We start from the raw sequence: 20,766 nt of genomic DNA on the forward strand, positions 1-20,766 counted from the left end.
CGATGTCGACCCCGCTGCCCACCACCCTGCGCATCCTCAAGGCCATCACCGAGGTTCCTCGGGCGGCCTGGGATGCGCTCGTGGACGACGCGGCGGCGCCATTCTTGGAGTGGGCCTTCCTCGCCGCGCTGGAGGAGAGCGGCTGCGCGGTGCCCGAGCGCGGCTGGCACCCGCGCCACCTCACCTTGTGGCGAGGCTCGCGGCTGGTGGCCGCCGCGCCCGCCTATCTCAAGGACGACAGCCAGGGTGAGTTCGTCTTCGACGGCCCCTGGGCCACCGCCGCCGAGCGCGCGGGCCTCGACTACTACCCCAAGCTGGTCCTGGCCGTGCCCTTCACGCCCGCCACCGGGCGCCGCGTGCTCGTGGCCCCGGGCGAGGACCGCGCCAGCCGCGAGGCCGAGCTGTACGGCGCCGCGCTGGAGTACGCCCGCGCCGAGCGCTTCAGCGGCGTGCATGTCCTCTTCCACACGCCCGAGGAGGCCCCCACGCTGGAGGCCCAGGGCTATGCCCTGCGCCTGGGCGTGCAGTACCAGTGGCGCAACCGGGACTATCGTTCGTTCGACGACTTCCTCGCCCGCTTCCACTCCAAGCGGCGCAACCAGGTGCGGCGCGAGGTGCGCGCCCCGGCCGCGCAAGGCATCACGCTGAGCACCCTGCGCGGGGACGCGCTGGACACCCTGGACGTGGACACCGTCTGGCGGCTGTATGTGTCCACGGTGGACCGCTATCCGTGGGGCGTGCGCTACCTCACCCCGGACTTCTTCGCCCGGCTGCTGCGGGACTTTCGGCACCGCTGTGAGTTCGTGGAGGCGCGGCGGGATGGAAACCGGGTGGCCGGCGCGTTCAACCTCATTGGCCCGCGCGCGCTCTTCGGACGCTACTGGGGCTGCTTCGAGGAGCACCCGTTCCTGCACTTCAACGTCTGTCTGTACCATCCGGTGGAGGACGCCATCGCCCGGGGACTGGAGCGCTTCGAACCCGGGGCCGGCGGTGAGCACAAGCTGACGCGCGGCTTCGAGCCCCAGCTCACATACAGTGCACACCTGCTCCTCCACCCCGGCCTGGACCGGGCGGTGCGCGGCCTGCTGGCCCACGAGCGAGCAGCCGTCCAGGGAGGCCTGCCCCAGTGGTGGGCCGAGACAGGTTTCAAGGAGCGGGCCTGAGCAGGCTCGCGCTCGCATTCCGGTAAGGGAGTCCGCACACCCATGGCGCAGAAGCACGAGAGCGACACGCACGTCGTCACGGAGACCGTTCCGAAGCAGAAGCTCAAGAAGCCCACGCTCTACAAGGTGCTCCTGCACAACGACAACTACACGACGCGCGAGTTCGTGGTGGCCGTCCTGAAGGAGGTCTTCCACAAGTCGGAGTCGGATGCCGTGCAGATCATGCTGCACATTCATTACAACGGCATCGGAGTCGCGGGCGTTTATACATTCGATGTCGCCGAGACGAAGGTCAAGACAGTGGAGGCCGCGGCGCGGGAGAACGGGTTCCCCCTGCGGCTGTCCATGGAACCCGAGGAAGGTTGAACCGTGGCAGGACCGTCCATCGCCAAAGAATTGCAGGCCAGCTTCCGTACCGCCCTGGATGAGGCGCGGAAGATGCGCCACGAGTACCTGACCCTCGAGCACCTGTTGCTGGCGCTCACCAAGGACGCTCGCACACGAGAGGTGCTCAAGGGCTGCGGCGCCAACGTGAAGCGGCTCCAGGACCGGCTCGTCGAGTTCCTCGAGGAGACCGTCGAGCGGCTGCCCGAGGGCGTGGAAGCCGAACCCCAACAGACCATCGGCGTGGAGCGCGTGCTCCAGCGCGCCGCGGTGCACGCCTACTCCGCCGAGCAGAAGGTCATCGACGGCGGCGACGTGCTGGTGGCGTTGTTCCGCGAAGAGGAGAGCCAGGCCCTCTACCTGCTCCAGCAGGAGGGCGTCAGCCGCCTGGACCTGCTCAACTTCATCTCCCACGGCATCTCCAAGGACGGCGAGTCCGCCGAGGAGACCGAGAGCCGTCCCGCCCACGCGGGTGAAGAAGACGAGGGCGAGGCGCCGCGCAAGAGCCCGCTCGAGGCGTACACCGTCCAGCTCAACGACGAGGCGAAGGCGGGCCGCATCGATCCGCTCATCGGCCGTGAGAAGGAGCTGGAGCGCACCATCCAGGTGCTCTGCCGCCGCCGCAAGAACAACCCGCTCTACGTGGGCGAGGCGGGCGTGGGCAAGACGGCCATCGCCGAGGGACTCGCGCTGCACATCGTCGAGGGCAAGGTGCCCGAGGCGCTGAAGAACGCGGTGGTCTACTCGCTGGACATGGGCGCGCTGCTGGCGGGCACCAAGTTCCGCGGCCAGTTCGAGGAGCGCCTCAAGGGCGTGCTCAAGCAGCTCCAGGAGCAGCCGGACGCCATCCTCTTCATCGACGAGATCCACACCATCGTCGGGGCGGGCGCCACCAGCGGCGGCTCCATGGATGCCTCCAACCTGCTCAAGCCCGCGCTGGCGAGCGGCCGGCTGCGGTGCATCGGCTCCACCACGTACCAGGAATACAAGTCCGCCTTCGAGCGGGACCGCGCCCTGTCGCGCCGCTTCCAGAAGGTGGAGGTGGGCGAGCCTTCCATCGAGGACACCGTCCTCATCCTGGAGGGGCTCAAGAGCCGGTACGAGGAGCACCACCACGTGACGTACGCGCCGGAGGCCATCCGGGCGGCGGCGGAGCTGTCGGCCAAGCACATCAACGACCGCTTCCTGCCGGACAAGGCCATCGACGTGATGGACGAGACGGGCGCCGCCGAGCGGCTCAAGCCCGAGGGCGTGCGCACCGGCAAGGTCACCGCCGCGGACATCGAGCACGTCGTCTCCAAGATGGCGCGCGTCCCCGCCAAGAGCGTGTCCGCCAGCGAGGGCGTGCAGCTGCAGAACCTGGAGAAGGAGCTGCAGTCCGTCATCTTCGGACAGGACGCGGCCATCCATGACCTGGTGAGCGCCATCAAGCTGGCGCGCTCGGGCCTGCGCGCGCCGGAGAAGCCCATCGGCAGCTTCCTCTTCTCGGGCCCCACGGGCGTGGGCAAGACGGAGCTGGCCAAGCAGCTCGCGCAGACGTTGGGCGTGGAGTTCCTGCGCTACGACATGAGCGAGTACTCGGAGAAGCACACGGTGAGCCGGCTCATCGGCGCGCCTCCGGGCTACGTGGGCTTCGACCAGGGCGGCCTCCTCACGGACGCCGTGCGCAAGCACCCCTACGCCGTGGTGGTGCTGGATGAAATCGAGAAGGCCCACCCGGACCTCTTCAACATCCTGCTCCAGGTGATGGACCACGCGACGCTGACGGACAACAACGGCCGCAAGGCCGACTTCCGCAACATCGTCCTCATCCTCACCACCAACGCGGGCGCGCGGGAGATGAGCACCAAGTCCCTGGGCTTCGGGGACCAGAAGCAGGTCGCGGATGCCAACCGCGCGAAGAAGGCCATCGAGAACACCTTCACGCCCGAGTTCCGCAACCGGCTGGACGGCTGGATTCTCTTCTCCGGTCTGCCGCCCGAGGTCATCCTCAAGGTCGTCGACAAGGAAGTGGCCCTGCTCCAGAAGGTGCTGGACGAGAAGAAGGTGAAGATGGAGCTGACGCCGGCGGCCCGCGCGTGGCTGGCCGAGCGCGGCTACGACCCGGCCTTCGGCGCGCGCCCCATGGCGCGGCTGGTGGACAACTCGCTGAAGAAGCCGCTCGCCGAGGCGCTCCTCTTCGGACCGCTGAAGAACGGCGGCGTGGCCCGCTTCGACGTCGTGGACGACGCGCTGAAGCTCCAGCCGCTGGCCACCGCGTAGTCCTCCGCATCCCTGGATGCGACAAGGCCCCGTGCTCCCTCCGTGGAGCGCGGGGCCTTCGTCTTTCGAGCGAGCCGCTTCATCCCCGCGCTACGCCGGCTTCGACTCGGACTCGACGCGGTAGCTCTTCACCGCGCTGGTGAGCTGCTCGGAGATGATTTGCAGCGTGGTGGCGGCCTCGCCCGTGGAGCCGATGCGGGCCACCGTCTCGTCCATCATCTTGGACAAGTCGTTCACTGCCAGGGTGATTTGGTTGATGCCCACGTTCTGCTGATTCACCGCGGCGGCAATCTGTCGCACGGCCGCGGCGTTGTCCTGGACGATGGAGGACAGCTCGCGCAGGTTCTGCCCGCTGTTGCGCACCTGCGTGAGGCTCGCCTCCATGCGCTCGGCGCCGCGCTCGGTGTCGCGCACGGCGGCGGTGACGGAGTTGGCGATGTCATCCAGCAGCTCGCGCACCTGCGTGGTGGCCTGGATGGACTGGTCCGCGAGCGCGCGAATCTCTCGCGCCACCACGCCAAAGCCCTTGCCGTGCTCGCCCGAGCGCACCGCCTCGATGGCCGCGTTGAGGGCCAGCATGTTGGACTGGTCCGCCAGGTCCTTCACCGTCTGGGTGATGCCGCCAATCTGCTGCGTGCGCTCGCCCAGGCTGAGAATCTTCTCCGCGATGGCGTTCACCTGCGCGCGGATGTCGTTGAGGCCGACCATCGTCTGCTCGATGGACGCCTCGCCCGCGCGCGCCAGGTTGTCCGCGCGCTCGGCCACGCTCAGCACGCCCTCGGCCTTCTGCGCGGCCAGCATGGACGTCTGTTTGATTTCCTGCGCCGTCACCTGCGTCTCCTGGAGCGCGGCGGCCTGCCGGGAGATGGTCTGCGCCTGCTCGGTGGAGGACGTGTTGAGGTGCTCGGTGGACTGGGTGAGCGCCGAGGCCGCCGTCTGGAGGTTCAGCGTCACCTCGCGCAGCTTGTGCACCATCTGCGAGAACGACGTGGCGAGCCGCCCCACCTCGTCCCCGCTCTGGACCTGGATGGGGCGCGTGAGGTCTCCGGACGCGACGATGTGGCCCGCCACCGAGGTCAGCTCGCTCAGGGGGCGCACGATGCTGCGGCCGAGCAGCGCGGAGGCCACCACGCCCGCCACCACCAGCAGCAGCGCAAACAGCAACATGCGCTGGCGCAGCGACACCACCTGCGCGTCCACGTACTCGCGGGCCATGCCCACGTGCACCGTCCCCAGCCGGCCCTGCGCCACGGGCGCGGCCACGTCCAGCGCGCGCAAGCGGCGCCCCGCCACGTCCACCTCCACCGAGGCCAGCACGCGGGTGCCGCCCTTCTCCACGCCGCCGGCCACCTTCGCGCCCGTGGCGAGCCGCAGCGCCTCCGGGAAGCTGTCGCCGCCCAGCGAGTGCACCGTCACGTAGCCCGTGGGGTCCTCGATGAAGATGTAGGACAGGTCCTCGCGCGAGCGGAACGCCTCCAGCAGCGGCTGAAGCGAGCCCATGCCCGCGGACACGCCCTGCTCGGCCGCGATGGCGAGGCTCAGCGCCACCGTCTGGCCCTCGCTCGCGTGGCGCTCCGCCAGGTCATCTCCCAGCTGGCGCGTGGCGATGAACGTCAGCAGCACCGCCACCGTCGCGCTGACCGCGGCCGTGACGAGCACCAGCTTGGGCGCCAGCCCCAGCGACTGACGGAAGGGCGTGACGAGCGGATTCGAACGATTCACAGGGGCACCGAGAGACGAGCGTCATCGGGAGCGCGCGGGGCGGACAGCGGGCGCGGAAACAGTCGAGCGGGCGTCATGGGGTGGAACCTCCCCCATCCGAGCCCTGCGCCCCTCGGTAGGGCGGGCGCATGCAGCTCTGGAGGATGAGGTTCGGCACCGCGGACAGCGGCACGGAGCGGTCGGTGGCCTTCATCTCCATGGCGGCGCGGGGCATCCCGTACACCACGCTGGTGGCCTCATCCTGCGCGAAGGTGACGCCGCCCGCCTCGCGGATGGCGACGAGCCCGCGCGCGCCGTCGTCGCCCATGCCGGTGAGCACGCCGCCGCCACAGCGCCGGCCATACGCCGCCGCCATCGAGGCCAGCAGCACGTCTCCCGAGGGACACGGGCCGCCCTTGTTGCGCTGGAGCCGCGCGAAGCCGCCGCTGTCCACCAGCAGGTCGTGACCATCCAGCGGGAAGTAGATGCGGCCGGGCTCCAGCCGCTCGCCATCGCGCGCCATGCCCACCACCATCGCGGACACCTGGGACAGCCACCGCACCATGCCCTGCGTGAAGCCCACGGTGATGTGCTGCGCGATGAGCACCGGCACGGGCAGGTCCGCCGGCAGCTTGGACAGCACATCCGCCAGCGCGGGAGGTCCGCCCGTGGAGGCCACCAATCCAAAGGCATCCACCCGAGCCCCCGCGGGAGGAGGCGGCGCCGAGGCGGGGCGCGGGCGTCGCGAGATGACGGGCACCTCCGCCATGAGGCACACCGAGTGGGCCAGGTCCTTGCCCCACTTGCGCAGCTCGTCCACGTTGGTGACGTTGGGCTTGCCGATGAGCTCCAGCGCGCCCGCGCTCATGGCCTGGAAGCCCAGGTCCACGCCGCGCTGCTCCGCCACCGCGCTCACCACCAGGATGCGCGCGGGCGACTGCGACATGATGGCCGCGATGGCCGCCGGACCATCCAGCCCCGGCAGCAAGAGGTCCATCGTGATGACGTCCGGGCGCAACAGCCGCGCGAGCTGCACGGCGCGGTTGCCGTCCGCGGCTCGGCCCACGACCTCGATGCGCGGCTCCTCGGTCAGGAGCGCGGTGACGGTGTTCGCCATGGTGGGCGAGTCGTCCACCACCAACACCCGGATGGGACGCTTCGCGTTCAAACGCGACTCCCCTTGCGGCTCATGACGTCGAGCACCTCGGCCAACAGCCGTCCCGCCGCGCACTCGCGCTTGCTGAGGAAGCCGTCGGCACCTGCCTGCAGTCCTCGCTCTCGCGCGGACGCGCTGTCGTGCGCGGACACCAGGATGACGGGCAGCGCGCGCGTCTCCTTCCGGTCCCTCAAGTGGGCGATGAGCTGCGTGCCGTCCATCTCTTCCATGTCCAGGTCGCAGATGACCACGTCGTAGGTATCCGCCTGCAACCGCTCCAGGGCGCGAGCGCCGCTGGCGGCCAGGTGCACCGTGAAGCCACCGGCCTCCAGCATGGCCCGGTGGAGCGCCCGCGCGGTGAGCGAGTCATCCACCACCAGCGCCCGGCGGCTGGCCGCGCCCACCGTCGTCTTCTCCGTATCCCCCACCACCCAATCCGGGCGGAGGATGAGCAAGAGCTCGCCGCGGCTGAGCGTGGCCGCGCCCTGCCAGGAGGGCACGTCGCGCACCTCGGCGGGCAGCGGGCGGATGACCAGGTCCCGGTCCCCCACCACCGCGTCCACCGCGAGCGCCACCCGGCGCCCACCGCTCTGCACGATGAGCAGCGGCTGTCCCTCGGCCGGGGCCGCGGGGGCGCACAGGCCCAGGCGCGCGCCCAGGTTCACCACCGGCAACAGCTGCCCCTGGTACTCCAGATGCGCGCGGCGCTTGCCCACCCGGAGCGCCTCGAGGCGCGCCAGCTGCGTGGCCTCCACGGCCAGCATGGGCAGACCCACCAGTTGCTCCAGCGCGCGCACCACCAGCACCGGCGAGCTGCCCAGGTCCACCGGCAACGTCAGCACGAAGCGCGTGCCCTGCCCCGGCGTGCTCGCCACCTCGATGCGGCCCTGGAGCGACTCCACCGCCGCGCGCACCGCGTCCAGGCCCACGCCGCGCCCGGAGGTGTCCGTCACATCCGAGCGCGTGCTGAAGCCCGGGCGGAAGATGAGGTCGCGCACCTGATTGTCGTTGAGCCGCGAGGTCTCGTCCGCGCTGGCCACGCCGCGCTTCTCGGCCGCCCGGCGCACCGCGCCCAGGTCGATGCCGCGCCCGTCGTCGCTCGCCTCCAGGTACAGGAGGTTTCCCTGCTGCTCGATGCGCAGGGTGAGCGCGCCCTCGTGGTGCTTGCCCGCGAGTTCGCGCTCTCCGGGCAGCTCCAGGCCGTGGTCCACCGCGTTGCGCAGCAGGTGCACGAGCGCGCCCTGGAGCTTCTCCAGCAGGCGCCGGTCCAACGACACCTCCGCGCCCACCACCGACAGCCGCGCCTCCTTGCCCAACTGCCGCGACAGGTCGCGCACCATGCGCTGGAGCGGCTCGAGGATGGTGCGCACCGGCCGCGTGGTGATGGCCTTGAGGCCGTCCTCCAGCGCGTCGACGATGTCGCTCGTCTCCTCGCCATCGGTGCGCAGCGAGCGGCCCGTTCCCGACAGCAGCGTGCGCGCCTCGGCCGTCTCCGCCAGGAGCCCTTGCCGCGCGAGCAGCGTCGCCACCCGCTCCAGCTCGCGGCTGCGCTCCTCCACGCGCAGGCGGACCTCGCGCAGGCGCTCCACCTCGCGCATCAGCGCCGTCACCTGCCGCGCGCTCACGCGCCAGCCCGCCTCGGCCGTCTCGCTGAGCGCTTCCGTCATGGCCAGCGCCGCCGCCTCCGCCGCGCCCGGTCCCGCGACGGAAGGCGCCGTGAGTTCGGCACCACCGCTGGGGTTTCTCGTCGCGCCTGCCAGCTCCGGGGCCGGCGCATCCGCCACGAGCTGAGCCAGGGCCGCGGCCGGGTCCGGGAGCTGCTCGCCTCGGCCATCCGCGTGCGCCTGCGCGCGCAGCATGAACAGGTCCAGCCCATGCAGCAGCGTGTCCACCAGCCCGCGCGGCATCTTCTGCGTGCTGGCCTTCACCGGCGCGAGCGCATCCTCGAGCCGGTGGGCGATGTCGCTCAGGTCCTGCAGCCCCAGCGAGGCCGCGCTGCCCTTGAGCGTGTGCAGGTGGCGCCCCAGCCGCACGTAGATTTTCCCGAGCGCCTCGGACTCCAGGCCATCGCGCTCGATCTCCAGCAGGTCCATGGTGACCTTCTGGATGACCTCCTGGGCCTCGGCGGCGAACCCGACGACCAACCCCTGCAACATCGCGTCAACGGCCATGGCGCCCCCCAGTGTCCCGCTCGGAGAACAGGCGCTTCAGGTCGATGAGGTGGATGAGCTGGCGGTCCGAGGTGAAGATCTCCATCACCGCGCCCTCCGTCCGCGCGCGCGCGGCCTCCACGGCCGCCAGGGGCAGCGTGGTGGGACGCGGGATGGCCTCGCAGTCGAGGGCGCACAGCTCACCATCGCCCTTCTCCACCACCAGCAGGACCGCGGGGTCCTGGCGCCAGCCGTGTCCGCCCAGGAGCGACGCGAGGCTGAGCGCGGAGAGCACCTGACCCTGGAAGCGCAGCACCCCGATGACCGCGGGCGCGGACAGCGGCACCGGCGTCACCATGCGCAGGGGCAGCGCGGCGCGCAGCGACTCCAGCGGCAGCGCGTAGCGCTCCTCGCCCAGCGGGAACTCGGCGATCCAATGGACCGCCTCCTCGACGGTGTTCTCGCCTCGCTCACGCAGCCGGGCAGCGCGGCGCGCCAGCAGGTCCCTGGCCTCGGCCTCCTGGGCCTCCTCCACCATCCGCGGAGTGACCTTCATTCGAGCGACCCCAGGTTGAGGTAGGCGTCCGCGGACGCCTGGTAGAAGCGCGCCGGCAGGGCCTCGGGGCCCTCCACCAGCGCATCGGGAGGAAGCTGACAGGCGCGCGCCCGGAGGGCTCGCATCAGCGGAAAGGCCGCGTCACGGGCCCCGCCGCGCTCGCGCAGGAGCGCCAGCTCCAAGAGCCCGGGCAGATAGTCCGGGGCCTGCTTCACGAGCGACTCCAGCACCGCGGCGGCCCCAGGCTCATCGCCCTCCTCGATGCGCTCCAGCGCGTCCAGGTGCATGCGCGAGGGCATGGGCGGAGGCGCCACCAACGCGGGCGGAGGTGGAGGTGGCGGAGACACGCGCCGAGGCGGAACGGGGCGCGGCACGGGCGCGCGCACCGGAGGAGGCGGCGCCAGCTCTCCGGGCAGCGGGCGGCGGAAGGCCTGAAGCTCGGGCGGCCCCTCACGCACCAGCCCCGCCGGCACGCGGTCCACCTCCACGGTGCCCAGCATCAACATTCCCCCGGGCACGAGCGCGCTCGCCAGGTGCGCGATGGCCACGTCACGCGCGGCCGTCGAGAAGTAGGTCAGCACGTTGCGGCAGAGGATGAAGTCGAAGTGCCCCCAGCGCTCCAGCGGCGGGGCCAGCAGGTTCGCCGGGGCGAAGTGGGTGACGCGGCGGACCGCCGGGTGGATGGTGACGTGCCGGCCATCCGGCTCGGCCATATAGAGGGGAAACAGCTGCGGGGCGGACTCGCGCCGAGACCACGAGCCGTACGTCGCGCGGCGCGCGGTCTCCAGGCTCGCCTCGTGGATGTCGGTGCCCAGCACCTCCACGGCGACGCCCGCGGGGGCGCACGCCAGGAGGCACGCCGCCAGCGAGTAGGGCTCCTCGCCGCTGGCGCATCCGGCGCTCCAACCGCGCAGCATCAGCCCACCCCGCCGCAGCGCCGCGGGGATGCCTTCGTGCGCGAGGAACCGGAAGTGCTCCGGTTGCCGGAAGAAGTACGTCTCGCCCACCAGCACCGCGCGGACGAGCAGCGCGGCGAGCGGCGAGTCAGGCCGGAGCAGCTCGCCCAGCATCTCGCCCACGGCGCGCCCGCGCGCCAGCTCCGCGCGCACCACGCGCTCCATGGCCTCTCCCGCGATGGCGTCGTCGCGGAAGCCGGTCGTGGCGGCCACCACCTCGCGCGCGCGGGCGAGGAGCCGGGGGTCGAGCCCTCCGCTCATGCGCTCCGCTCCACCTCCACCGGCGCCAGGAGCGTCGGCAGCTCGCGCAGGAGGCCGCGCGCGATGAACACCTTGGGGTCCAGGATGGGCTGGTTGCGGCCACCCACGCGCAGCATCCCGATGAGGCCCTCGCGCAAGAGGCCATGGTCGGCGCCGCCCACCGTCTCGCGCCGGTCGATGTCCGCCGCCGCGTACTCCTCGGGGTCGCGCACGGTGTCCACGGCGAGCGCCAGCGCCACGCCATCCACCTGGATGACCACCAGCATGCGCTCCACGAGCGGCACCTTGTGCACAAGCCCCAGCCGCTGCGCCACGTCCAGCACGCACACCGGCGCGCCGCGCAGCTCCACGTAGTCGCGCAGGTACGCGGGCCCGGTGGGCATCGGCCGCGTCTGTGGCTGCAGGAGCACCTCGCGCACCGCGTCCAGCGGCACGGCGAACTCCAGGTCTCCCACCGACAGCCGAAGCACCAGCAGCGAGCCCGTGCGCATCCGGCGCCGCGCGCTCGCGAGCGCGTCACCCACCGTCTGCAGCAGCTCGTCCGCGCGGAAGGGCTTGGCCAGGAACGCCTCGGCCCCCAGCCCCATGCACGCCTCCGCGCGCGACTTCTCCGAGGAGATGATGATGACCGGGATGCCCGCCAGCACCGGATCCGCCTTCATCCGCTGCAGCACCTCGTCGCCGTCCATCTCCGGCATGGACAGGTCCAGCAGCATGGCCGCGGGCTGCAGCCGGCCCACCTTGTCCAAGGCCTCGCGCCCGTTGCTGGCGGTGTGAATGGTGTAATGGCCCGAGAGGATGGCCCGCTCCAGCGCCAGGATGGCGTCGCTGTCGTCGACGAGCAGCAGGGACGGCAGGCTCACGGATCAGGTCCGGGGCAGGAACTGGCGGACGGTCTCCGTCAGCTCATTGTGAGACACCGGCTTCTGGATGAACGCATTGGCCCCGGCCTCCGTGCCCTTCTGCCGGAGGTCCACGCTCTTCTCGGCCGTCAGCAGGATGACGGGCACCACCCGCACCAGGGGCATGCTGCTGGCCCGCAACTCCTTCACGAAGGTGATGCCGTCCATGCCCGGCATGTTGATGTCCGCGATCACCACGCTCACGGGCACAAGCCGCACGAGCTGCAATGCACGCGCGGCGTCGTCGGCCTCGACAATGCCTACCTTCAAATTCATCAGGTAGATCTTGAGGATGTTGCGGACGGTCGGGCTGTCGTCGACCAGCAAGACGTTGGTGCTCACTGTGCCACGGCTCCTCACGCCGGCCCCGCGGAGTGCGGGACCGCCGGCGTTTCTTCGCAGATCCTACCGTGAGCACTCTCGCGGGAGAAAGCGGCACGGGCGCGACCCGGTGCGAGACCGGACAGCCGAGTGACGCAAGCCCCCTTGATTCCGCGCCGCTAGCCCTCGGACGGCTTGCCAGGGGCCGAGGCGGTCGCCGCGGACTCGGCCTGCGCGTCCACCGGTGGCGCACCCACCGCGTGGTATCCACCATCCACGTGGACCATCTCGCCCGTCGTGGAGGGCATCCAGTCCGACAAGAGGGCACAGGCCGTGCGCGCCACCGCGTCGTGGCTGTCTTTCTCGCTCCAGCCCAGCGGCGCCTGCTGGCCCCAGCCCTGCGACAGGGCCTTGAAGCCCGGGATGCCCTTGGCGGCCACCGTCGCCAGCGGCCCGGCCGCCAGCGTGTTCACCCGGATGCCCTTGGGGCCCAGGTCACGCGCCAGGTAGCGCACCGTGGCCTCCATCGCCGCCTTGCACACACCCATCCAGTCATAGATGGGCCACGCCATGCGGTTGTCGAAGTCCAGCGCCACGATGGAGCCCCCGCGCGGCATCAGCGGCAGGCACGCCATGGCCAGCTCCTTCACCGAGAACGCGGAGATGCGGAACGCCGTCTGCGCGCTCTCCCAGGGCGTATTGAGGAAGTTTCCGCCCAGGGCGTCCTCGGGGGCATAGGCGATGGCGTGCAGCACGCCGTCCACCCGGTCCCACCGCTGGCGCAGGGCCTCGGTGAGGGCGGGAAAGTGCGCGGGATTGGTGACATCCAGCTCCAGCACCTCCATCCCGGGCTTGAGGCGCTTCGCGCTCCGCTCGGTGAGGGACTTGGCCCGGCCAAAGCCGGTGAGGAGGACGTCCGCGCCCTGCGCGATGGCGTGTTCGGCGACGCCATAGGCGATGGACTGAGGGGTGAGCACCCCGGTGATGAGCAGCTTCTTGCCCTGGAGGAGCATCGGCGAGAGCCTCGAGAGGGGGAAAAGGGATTGGAGCGGGCTGTCTAGCACTCCTTCCGGCCGGGAGGGGTGAAAGCCCGCCCGCCTTTTATGGGGAGTGGACGTGAAGTTGCGCTCACGTGGGGCATGACTCCTCCTGTTCTCCCTGGAAAGGCCGTCTGGTCGCCCCCCGGGGGCTCAACAAAGGTGCGGCGAAAACCCCCCAACGGGGCGCCCTTCCAGTAAAAGACGGCCCGCCATGGCGAATTTCCAGGACACCTTTCTCTCCGGTGGCAACATCGACTTCATCGAGGGGCTCTATGCGCGCTTCCTCGAGGACCCCGCGAGCGTGGATCCCAGTTGGCGCGAAGTGTTCGAGCGCAACTCCGGAGCCGGTCGCCCCATCTTCAACACGAAGCTGATCGAGGCGCCGCCTGCCGCGCCTGCCAAGGCCAATGGCAAGGCGGCCGCCGCACCGGTGAAGGCCGCGGCGCCCGCGCCTGCGCCCGCCGCTCCGGCCGTGGATCAGGACACGATTGGCCTGCAGGCCAAGGTGGATCAGGCCATCACCGCGTTCCGCCTGCGCGGCCACCTGCGCGCCACGTTGGATCCGCTCGAGCGCCCGCGACCGGCGCTGGAGCACGTGGCGGACATGGGCATGGTGGACGAGAAGCACTTCACCGCGCGCGAGCTGACCCAGAGCGTGGAGGGCAACGGCGTGTTCGCCGAGCCCCGCGTGCAGCTGAGCCACCTGCTCACGCGCCTGCGTGGCACGTACACCGGGCACATCGGCGTCGAGTTCATGCAGATGCTCGACAGCGAGCGTCGCCGCTGGCTGATGCAGCGCATGGAGCACAGCGAGAACCGCACCGCGTTCTCCGTCGAAGACCAGCGCCACATCCTCACCAAGCTCTCCTACGCGGAGGGCTTCGAGAACTTCCTCCACACGAAGTACGTGGGCGCCAAGCGCTTCAGCCTGGATGGCGGCGAGGCCCTCATCCCCATGCTGGACGCCATCAACGAGGTCGGCTCGGCGATGGGCCTCAAGGAAGTCGTCATCGGCATGGCCCACCGCGGCCGCCTCAACGTGCTGACGAACATCCTGGGCAAGAAGCCGGACCAGATTTTCAGCGAGTTCGACGGCCCCAAGGACCCCAAGGCGTACCTGGGCCGCGGCGACGTGAAGTACCACATGGGCTTCTCGTCGGATCACACCACCCGGACCGGGCACCACGTGCACTTGTCGCTGGCGTTCAACCCCAGCCACCTGGAATGCGTGAACCCCGTCGTCGAGGGTCGCGTGCGCGCCAAGCAGGACCGCGGCGGGGACACCGAGCGCGTGGGCGTGATGCCGCTGCTCATCCACGGCGACGCGGCCTTCATCGGGCAGGGCGTCGTCCCGGAGACGCTCAACCTGGCGGGCCTCAAGGGCTACACCACGGGCGGCACGCTCCACGTCGTCATCAACAACCAGGTCGGCTTCACCACCGACCCGTCCGACTCGCGCTCCAGCATCTACGCCACCGCCATCGCGCAGATGCTCGACATCCCCATCTTCCACGTCAACGGCGATGACCCGGAGGCCTGCGTCCACGTGGCGCGGCTGGCCGCGGAGTACCGCCAGACGTTCAAGAGCGACGTCGTCATCGACCTCATCTGCTACCGGCGCTACGGCCACAACGAGGGCGACGACCCCTCGTTCACCCAGCCGCAGATGTACGACCTCATTCGCAAGCACCCCACGGTGCGCACGCTCTACGCGCAGCAGCTCGCGCAGCAGGGCCGCGTGTCCGCGGAGGAGTCCGAGGCGCTCAAGCAGCGCTGCCTCCAGGAGTTCGACGCGGCGCTCACCCGCGCGCGCCAGGAGAGCCAGTTCAAGGAGCCCAGCGCCCTGGAGGGCCTGTGGAAGGCCTACAAGGGCGGCTCGCTGAAGAACGCCACGGCCGTGCCCACCGCGGTGGACAAGGCCACGCTGCGCGACGCGCTCCAGAAGCTGTGCACCCTCCCCGAGGGCTTCCACGTCCACCGCGACGTGGAGCGCACCGTCATCAAGAAGCGCCTGGGCATGCTGGAGTCCGAGGAGCTGCAGTGGAGCGAGGGCGAGTCGCTCGCCTACGCGACGCTCCTCTCCGAGGGCTACCCGGTGCGCCTGTCCGGCCAGGACAGCGAGCGCGGCACCTTCAGCCACCGCCACGCGGTGCTGCACGACGTGCAGACGGGCGAGGAGTACGTGCCCCTGCGGCAGTTCCCCACCGGCCGCGCCACCTTCCAGGTCTACAACAGCCCGCTGTCCGAGATGGGCGTGCTGGGCTTCGAGTACGGCTACAGCCTGGACGTGCCGGACGGCCTCACCCTGTGGGAGGCCCAGTTCGGTGACTTCGCCAACGGCGCGCAGATCATCATCGACCAGTTCATCGCCGCGGCCGAGAGCAAGTGGCGCCGCCTGAGCAACCTCACCCTCCTGCTGCCCCACAGCTACGAGGGTCAGGGCCCGGAGCACTCCAGCGCCCGCCTGGAGCGCTTCCTGGACCTCGCCGCCGAGGACAACATCCAGGTCTGCTACCCCACCACCCCCGCGCAGATTTTCCACCTCCTGCGCCGCCAGATGGTCCGGCCGCTGCGCAAGCCGCTGGTCATCATGTCGCCCAAGAGCATGCTGCGGCGGCCGGAGGCCACCAGCAAGCTGGACGAGCTGGCCACGGGCACCTTCCGCGAGGTCATCGCGGACAAGGGCGACCCGGCGAAGGTGACGCGCCTGCTGCTCTGCAGCGGCAAGGTGTATTACGACCTGGTGAAGGCTCGGGACGAGCGCAAGGACGAGAGCATCGCCATCGTCCGGGTGGAGCAGCTCTATCCCTTCCCCTTCGACGAGCTGGCAGGGCTCGTCGCGAAGATGCCGAAGCTCACCGAGCTGTTCTGGGTGCAGGAAGAGCCCCAGAACGCGGGCGCGTGGCACTTCGCCCTCCCCCTCCTGCTTGACCTGGTGGCCCCGCGCACGCAGTCCCCGGTGAAGATTGGCTATATCGGGCGCGCGGCGGCAGCCAGCCCCGCCACGGGCTTCCCCAAGACTCACGAGTACGAGCAGCAGCTCATCATCGAGGAAGCCATCCTCCGAGGAACCAAGAATGGCCGTTGAACTGAAAGTGCCCCCCCTCGGCGAGTCCATCACCGAGGCCGTCGTCGGCAAGTGGAACAAGAAGATGGGTGACGCGGTCGCCGCGGACGAGCCGCTCGTCGTCCTGGAGACGGACAAGGTCACCATCGACGTGCCCGCGCCCGCCGCTGGCACCATCGCCAGCATCGCCTTCAAGGAGGGCGACAAGGTGCGCGTGGGTGACGTGCTCGGCCTCATCGAGGCCGGCGCCGGCGCCTCCGCCGCGAAGCCCGCCGCCGCTGCCCCGGCTCCGGCCGCCACGCCCGCTCCGGCGGCCGCGGAGTCCGCCGCTCAGGGCCCGGACGCGCGCATCACCCCCACGGCCAAGAAGATGGCCGAGGAGAACAAGCTGGACGTCGCCCAGCTGAAGGGCACCGGCTCCGGCGGCCGCATCACGAAGGAGGATGTGCTGGGGCAGCTCAACCGCCCGGCCACGCCCGCCGCCCCGGCTCCCGTGGCCCCGGCCGCGCCGTCCGGCCCGCGCCCCAACGCCGCCCGCGAGGAGCGCGTGCGCATGACGCCGCTGCGCAAGCGCGTGGCCGAGCGCCTCATCCAGGCCCAGTCCACCGCCGCCATGCTCACCACCTTCAACGAGGTGGACATGGGCGAGGTGATGGCCCTGCGCAAGAAGTACAACGAGAAGTTCCAGGCCAAGCACGGCGTGAAGCTCGGCTTCATGAGCTTCTTCATCCGCGCGGCCGTGGACGCCCTCAAGGCCTTCCCGCAAATCAACGCGGAGATCGACGGCGAGGACGTCATCTTCAAGCACTACTACGACATCGGCGTGGCCGTCAGCGGCAGCCGCGGTCTGGTGGTGCCGGTGGTGCGTGACGCGGACAAGGTGGGCCTGGCGGACCTGGAGAAGACCGTCGGTGACTACGGCGCCCGCGCCCGCAACGACAAGCTGACCCTGCCGGACCTGCAGGGTGGCACGTTCACCATCACCAACGGCGGCACCTTCGGCTCCATGCTGTCCACGCCCATCCTCAACCCGCCGCAGACGGGCATCCTGGGCATGCACAACATCGTCGAGCGCCCCGTGGCCCGCGACGGCCAGGTCGTCATCCGGCCCATCATGTTCGTCGCCCTCACCTACGACCACCGGCTGGTGGACGGCCGCGAGGCCGTGCAGTTCCTCGTCCGGGTGAAGGAGTGCATCGAGAACCCGGAGCGGCTGCTCCTCGACATCTGACGCGGCGCGGCTTTCAACCGCCGCAATCACGTCAACTCCCGTAATCCAAGGGGCCGGCTGGACTTCCAGTCGGCCCTTTCACTACAAATAGGATGCCTCCCCGGTCGTCGGGGGGGCAGGAAGAACGGGCGGCCTCTCCACACCGCCCCGCAGACCGCAAGGAAGCAACATGGCAACCGGTACCGTGAAGTGGTTCAACGACGCGAAGGGCTTCGGCTTCATCACCCAGGATGGCGGCGGCGAGGACGTGTTCTGCCACCACACCGCCATCAACATGGACGGGTTCCGCACCCTGGCCGAGGGTCAGAAGGTGGAGTTCGACGTGGCCCGCGGCCCCAAGGGCCTGCAGGCGCAGAACGTCCGCGCTGCCTGAAGTCGTCGCGTTTCAGGCCACTCCTCACGGACTGGCCACATGATGAGGCCCGGTACTCCCTTGAAGGAGGCCGGGCCTCTGGCTTTTCAGCGATGGGTTCCGCGCGTCACGTCAGCGCGTCACTTCAGGTACCGCTTGAAGTGGGACATCACCGCCTCTTGCTTGCGCTGGGTAATCAGCGGGTCCGGCACCATGTGCGTCAGGCCGCTGAGCGGCAGCAGCTCGTGCGGCTTGCCCGCGCGGAACAGCGCGTCGCTCAGCTTCAGCGAGTGGAAGAAGTAGACGTTGTCATCGGCGGTGCCGTGCATGAGCAAGAGCGCGCCAATGGGCTTGTCCTGCTTCACGTATGACAAGAGCGAGCTCTTCTCGTACGCCTCGGGGTGCTCCGAGGGCACGCCGAGGAAGCGCTCGGTGTAGTGCGTGTCGTAGTCCAGCCAGTCCACCACCGGGGCGCCGGCCACCGCGGCCTTGAAGACGTCCGGGCGCTTGAGGACGGCGAGCGCGGACATGTAGCCGCCGAAGCTCCACCCCTCGATGCCCACGCGGTTCATGTCCACTTCCGGCATCTCGGCGGCGAGCGCCTGGAGCGCGGCCACCTGGTCCTCCAGCGTGACGCCGGCGAAGTCGTACTTCACCGAGCGCTCCCACTCCGCGGTGCGCAGCGGCGTGCCCCGTCCGTCGAACTTCACGACGAGGTAGCCCTGGTCCGCCATCCACTGGTTGAGGAGGTTGGCGGCCATGGACTGGGCGACGGTGGTCGTCGTGGGGCCGGCGTACACCTCCACGATGACGGGCAGCTTCTGGCCGGGCTTGAAGTCACGCGGCTTGATGATGGCCGCCCAGAACTTGCGCGGGCCCACCTGGCGGATCTCCATGTTGGGGGAGAAGGGCGGCTCGTCCGCCACCTCGGGCAGCTCGCCCACGCGGGTGCCGTCCGGGCGCAGCACGTACGTGCGCGGCATGCTCTTGGGGCCCTGCGTGCCCAGCACCACGAGCCCGCCCTGCTTGGACACCGCGCCGCCTTCCATCGCCGGGCCGGTGACGCCGGACGCCACCTTCTGCGGGGCGCCGCCGTCCTTCACGCGCCACAGGTAGCTCTCTGTGGGGTTGGAGCCGCCGGTGAAGAACAGCGTGTGGTCCGCCTGCACGAAGCGGCTGAGGGTGCGGAAGCCCGCGTCGGGCTTGACCAGCGAGCGCACGAGCGAGCCGTCCGCCTTGCGCTGCTCCACCTCGGGGCCGCCGTTGCGCTCGGTGTACCAGAGGAAGCCGCTGCCATCCTCGAGCCACAGCGGGAAGTCCTGGTCCAGGTTGAGCCACGCCGCGTCCTTCTCCGTGAGCAGCGGCTGCGTCTTGCCCGTGCGCACATCGACGGAGAGGACCTGCTCCTCCATCTGCACGCGGTCCTGCACGACGAGCGTCAGCGGCCCGCCCTTGTCCCACTTCACGGTGGCCAGGTACGGGTACTTCGCCGCGTCCCACTGCGCCCACACCGTCTTGCCGCCCGCGGCGGGGACGATGCCCAGGCGCACCTTGGCGTTGGGCTTGCCCGGGCGTGGATAGGCGAACACCTCGCCGCCTCGCTCGGGGTGCATCACGTCGACGATGGTGAGCTTCTCCACGTCGCTCGTGTCGGACTCAGTGTAGGCGAGCGACTTGCCATCCGGGCTCCACCAGTAGCCGGAGAAGCGGCTCATCTCCTCCTGCGCGACGAACTCGGCCAGGCCGTGCGTCTTCTGCTCGGTGCCGCCCGTGGTGACGCGCTTCTCCTGGTTGGTCGCCAGGTCGACGCGGTACAGGTCATGGTCGCGGACGTAGGCCACCTGCTTGCCGTCCTGCGACAGGCGAGGGTCCAGCACGCCCGGGCCCGTCTTCAGCTCCTGCGACTTGCCCGTGGCGCGATCCACCACGAAGAGGCGACCGGAGAGCGGCACCAGCAGCCGCGTGCCGTCTTCGGACAGGCTGTAGGTGGTGAAGCCGCGCGCGCTCACGCGCATGCGCTCACGGCGGGCCTTCTCCTCGGGGGTGAGGGTCTCCTCGGTGCCCTGGAGGATGGAGGCGGGGGTGAGCAGCTCGCGGGTCTGCCCCGAGTCCACGTCGAACGCGTACAGCATCTGCACGTTGGAGGTGGGCTGCGTGCGAAGGAAGAGGACGGTCTTCTCGTCCGGGGTGATGCGCACGCCCACGGGACGGCCGCTCATGAAGCGACGCGTGTCCGAGTACTGGCGCAGGAAGGTATCGACCTGGGTCTGCGAGGGAGCCATGGGAGGAGTCTTGTTCTCCTGGGCAACGGAAGGAGCGCTCATGAGGAGGAGCGCGGCAGTGAGGACCTGTCGCATGCGTGCTTGAACACCCGCGGGGGAGCGGGTCTCCTTTCGCGTGAAGGCGGGGCCGAGCCTACACTCCGCCGGCCGCGCGGGCCGGGTAACCCAAGGCCCACGAGAGGATTCCCTGGACATGCGCCCCGACGACGACGCCACGCAGCATCTGCGACTGGCCGGAGTCATCCGCCTCTCTCTGGGCGGAGGCCGAGGCCCCTCGGATGCCTACGTCTTCGACCCCCATCGGCTCGCCCTCCCCTCGTGGGTCTGCGCGCTCGGAGCGGCTGGGCCGCCAGCACTGTTGGTGACGCTCGACCGTCACTTGGACACCGTCGTGCCTGCTCGGCCCTCGGACGTACCGGACATCTCGGCGGGGCTGCGCGCCTTGGATGAACACGCGCGCTGGTCCCTGGATGTCCGCAACTACGACCACATCCTCGCCGCCATGGAGGCCGGAGTGGTGGGAGACGCGCTGCTCATCGCCCGCTCGCGACCGCGCGGCGCCTTCACCGAGGACACCTACGTGGACACGCGCGGGCGCACCCACCGGCTGGTCATCGCGCCCACGGTGGACCGCGCGGCGGAGGCATATAGAGCCCCCGCCCCCGGCGAGGCCGTGCGCACCGTGCTCGAGGATGCCGAGCGGGTGCTGCTCGACGTGGACCTGGACTGCTTCACCACCTTGAGCGACGCGGACCCCACCACGGTGATTCCCTGGCCCCGTGCGCTCATCCGCGAGTTCCTCCTGCCCTCGGACTCCGAGCCCTTCTGGGACGCGGTGCTGAGCAAGGCCGTGGCCCTGACGCTGGCGCGCGAGCCGTATCACTGCGGCGGACTGCTCGCCTCGGGAGCGCTGTTCCGCGACATAGCCGAGGTGCTGTTTCGAGAGCTGCTGCGCGTGGAGCCGCCGTAGGGCTCCGACGCC

General features: G+C 70.2%; 16 protein-coding genes. 7 read left to right on the forward strand and 9 right to left on the reverse strand.

Going from position 1 to position 20,766, the window contains the following annotated elements:
* Window positions 1–2: 2 nt before the first annotated feature.
* The 3 genes from JGU66_02515 to clpA are packed head-to-tail and all read left to right on the forward strand — an operon-like array spanning window position 3 to window position 3,809.
* Complete coding sequence (locus JGU66_02515) at window positions 3–1,163, forward strand: N-acetyltransferase (GenBank protein MBJ6759619.1); 1,161 nt, start codon at window positions 3–5, stop codon at window positions 1,161–1,163.
* A 42-nt stretch (window positions 1,164–1,205) separates the two neighbouring features.
* Entirely contained in the window at window positions 1,206–1,529 is a 324-nt protein-coding gene (locus JGU66_02520) for an ATP-dependent Clp protease adaptor ClpS (GenBank protein ID MBJ6759620.1), read from the forward strand.
* Between the two features lie 3 nt (window positions 1,530–1,532).
* A complete protein-coding gene (gene clpA / locus JGU66_02525; GenBank protein MBJ6759621.1) occupies window positions 1,533–3,809 on the forward strand; it encodes an ATP-dependent Clp protease ATP-binding subunit ClpA in 2,277 nt (758 codons plus the stop codon).
* 90 nt (window positions 3,810–3,899) lie between these two features.
* On the opposite strand, the gene JGU66_02530 is transcribed toward clpA, so the two are convergent.
* The 8 genes from JGU66_02530 to fabI all read right to left on the reverse strand — a co-directional run bounded on the left by JGU66_02530 (window position 3,900) and on the right by fabI (window position 12,825).
* The gene (locus JGU66_02530; protein MBJ6759622.1) at window positions 3,900–5,531 is read right to left on the reverse strand and encodes a HAMP domain-containing protein; all 1,632 of its coding nucleotides are present in this window, start codon (window positions 5,529–5,531) and stop codon (window positions 3,900–3,902) included.
* A 73-nt stretch (window positions 5,532–5,604) separates the two neighbouring features.
* Window positions 5,605–6,678, reverse strand: a complete 1,074-nt coding sequence (locus JGU66_02535) for a chemotaxis protein CheB (protein ID MBJ6759623.1) — start codon at window positions 6,676–6,678, stop codon at window positions 5,605–5,607.
* The gene (locus tag JGU66_02540) at window positions 6,675–8,837 is read right to left on the reverse strand and encodes a response regulator (GenBank protein MBJ6759624.1); all 2,163 of its coding nucleotides are present in this window, start codon (window positions 8,835–8,837) and stop codon (window positions 6,675–6,677) included. Before JGU66_02540 ends, JGU66_02535 begins: the two co-directional genes overlap by 4 nt.
* Window positions 8,827–9,372 (reverse strand): chemotaxis protein CheW, encoded by a 546-nt coding sequence (locus JGU66_02545; GenBank protein MBJ6759625.1) that lies wholly within the window; start codon window positions 9,370–9,372, stop codon window positions 8,827–8,829. The genes JGU66_02540 and JGU66_02545 overlap by 11 nt, the downstream gene beginning before the upstream one ends.
* On the reverse strand, window positions 9,369–10,589 hold the full coding sequence (locus tag JGU66_02550; protein MBJ6759626.1) for an SAM-dependent methyltransferase: 1,221 nt from the start codon (window positions 10,587–10,589) through the stop codon (window positions 9,369–9,371). The genes JGU66_02545 and JGU66_02550 overlap by 4 nt, the downstream gene beginning before the upstream one ends.
* The gene (locus tag JGU66_02555) at window positions 10,586–11,452 is read right to left on the reverse strand and encodes a response regulator (GenBank protein ID MBJ6759627.1); all 867 of its coding nucleotides are present in this window, start codon (window positions 11,450–11,452) and stop codon (window positions 10,586–10,588) included. The genes JGU66_02550 and JGU66_02555 overlap by 4 nt, the downstream gene beginning before the upstream one ends.
* Window positions 11,453–11,455: 3 nt before the next feature.
* Window positions 11,456–11,833, reverse strand: coding sequence for a response regulator (locus JGU66_02560; protein ID MBJ6759628.1), 378 nt, complete (start codon window positions 11,831–11,833; stop codon window positions 11,456–11,458).
* A gap of 158 nt (window positions 11,834–11,991) precedes the next feature.
* Entirely contained in the window at window positions 11,992–12,825 is an 834-nt protein-coding gene (fabI, locus tag JGU66_02565; protein ID MBJ6759629.1) for an enoyl-ACP reductase FabI, read from the reverse strand.
* A 238-nt stretch (window positions 12,826–13,063) separates the two neighbouring features.
* On the opposite strand from fabI, the gene JGU66_02570 reads away from it, so the two are divergent.
* The 3 genes from JGU66_02570 (at window position 13,064) to JGU66_02580 (ending at window position 17,523) form a co-directional block, all read left to right on the forward strand.
* The gene (locus JGU66_02570; GenBank protein MBJ6759630.1) at window positions 13,064–15,940 is read left to right on the forward strand and encodes a 2-oxoglutarate dehydrogenase E1 component; all 2,877 of its coding nucleotides are present in this window, start codon (window positions 13,064–13,066) and stop codon (window positions 15,938–15,940) included.
* Window positions 15,930–17,150 (forward strand): 2-oxoglutarate dehydrogenase complex dihydrolipoyllysine-residue succinyltransferase, encoded by a 1,221-nt coding sequence (odhB, locus tag JGU66_02575; GenBank protein ID MBJ6759631.1) that lies wholly within the window; start codon window positions 15,930–15,932, stop codon window positions 17,148–17,150. Before JGU66_02570 ends, odhB begins: the two co-directional genes overlap by 11 nt.
* Window positions 17,151–17,319: 169 nt before the next feature.
* Entirely contained in the window at window positions 17,320–17,523 is a 204-nt protein-coding gene (locus JGU66_02580) for a cold-shock protein (GenBank protein MBJ6759632.1), read from the forward strand.
* Between the two features lie 119 nt (window positions 17,524–17,642).
* Here JGU66_02580 and JGU66_02585 read toward each other — a convergent pair whose 3' ends face one another.
* Complete coding sequence (locus tag JGU66_02585) at window positions 17,643–19,859, reverse strand: DPP IV N-terminal domain-containing protein (protein MBJ6759633.1); 2,217 nt, start codon at window positions 19,857–19,859, stop codon at window positions 17,643–17,645.
* Window positions 19,860–19,977: 118 nt separating this feature from the next.
* Here JGU66_02585 and JGU66_02590 point away from each other — a divergent pair, with 118 nt between their 5' ends.
* On the forward strand, window positions 19,978–20,754 hold the full coding sequence (locus JGU66_02590; protein MBJ6759634.1) for a UPF0489 family protein: 777 nt from the start codon (window positions 19,978–19,980) through the stop codon (window positions 20,752–20,754).
* Window positions 20,755–20,766 lie beyond the last annotated feature (12 nt).

The organism is Myxococcaceae bacterium JPH2 (genome assembly GCA_016458225.1).
Lineage (GTDB): Bacteria > Myxococcota > Myxococcia > Myxococcales > Myxococcaceae > Citreicoccus.

Bases quoted from the DNA above. Each gene is read 5' to 3' on its own strand.
- JGU66_02540 (MBJ6759624.1), bottom strand. From the start codon at position 8,837: ATGGCCGTTGACGCGATGTTGCAGGGGTTGGTCGTCGGGTTCGCCGCC.
- JGU66_02550 (MBJ6759626.1), bottom strand. From the start codon at position 10,589: ATGAGCGGAGGGCTCGACCCCCGGCTCCTCGCCCGCGCGCGCGAGGTG.
- JGU66_02585 (MBJ6759633.1), bottom strand. From the start codon at position 19,859: ATGCGACAGGTCCTCACTGCCGCGCTCCTCCTCATGAGCGCTCCTTCC.
- JGU66_02545 (MBJ6759625.1), bottom strand. From the start codon at position 9,372: ATGAAGGTCACTCCGCGGATGGTGGAGGAGGCCCAGGAGGCCGAGGCC.
- JGU66_02515 (MBJ6759619.1), top strand. From the start codon at position 3: ATGTCGACCCCGCTGCCCACCACCCTGCGCATCCTCAAGGCCATCACC.
- JGU66_02520 (MBJ6759620.1), top strand. From the start codon at position 1,206: ATGGCGCAGAAGCACGAGAGCGACACGCACGTCGTCACGGAGACCGTT.
- fabI (MBJ6759629.1), bottom strand. From the start codon at position 12,825: ATGCTCCTCCAGGGCAAGAAGCTGCTCATCACCGGGGTGCTCACCCCT.
- JGU66_02580 (MBJ6759632.1), top strand. From the start codon at position 17,320: ATGGCAACCGGTACCGTGAAGTGGTTCAACGACGCGAAGGGCTTCGGC.
- JGU66_02570 (MBJ6759630.1), top strand. From the start codon at position 13,064: ATGGCGAATTTCCAGGACACCTTTCTCTCCGGTGGCAACATCGACTTC.
- odhB (MBJ6759631.1), top strand. From the start codon at position 15,930: ATGGCCGTTGAACTGAAAGTGCCCCCCCTCGGCGAGTCCATCACCGAG.
- JGU66_02590 (MBJ6759634.1), top strand. From the start codon at position 19,978: ATGCGCCCCGACGACGACGCCACGCAGCATCTGCGACTGGCCGGAGTC.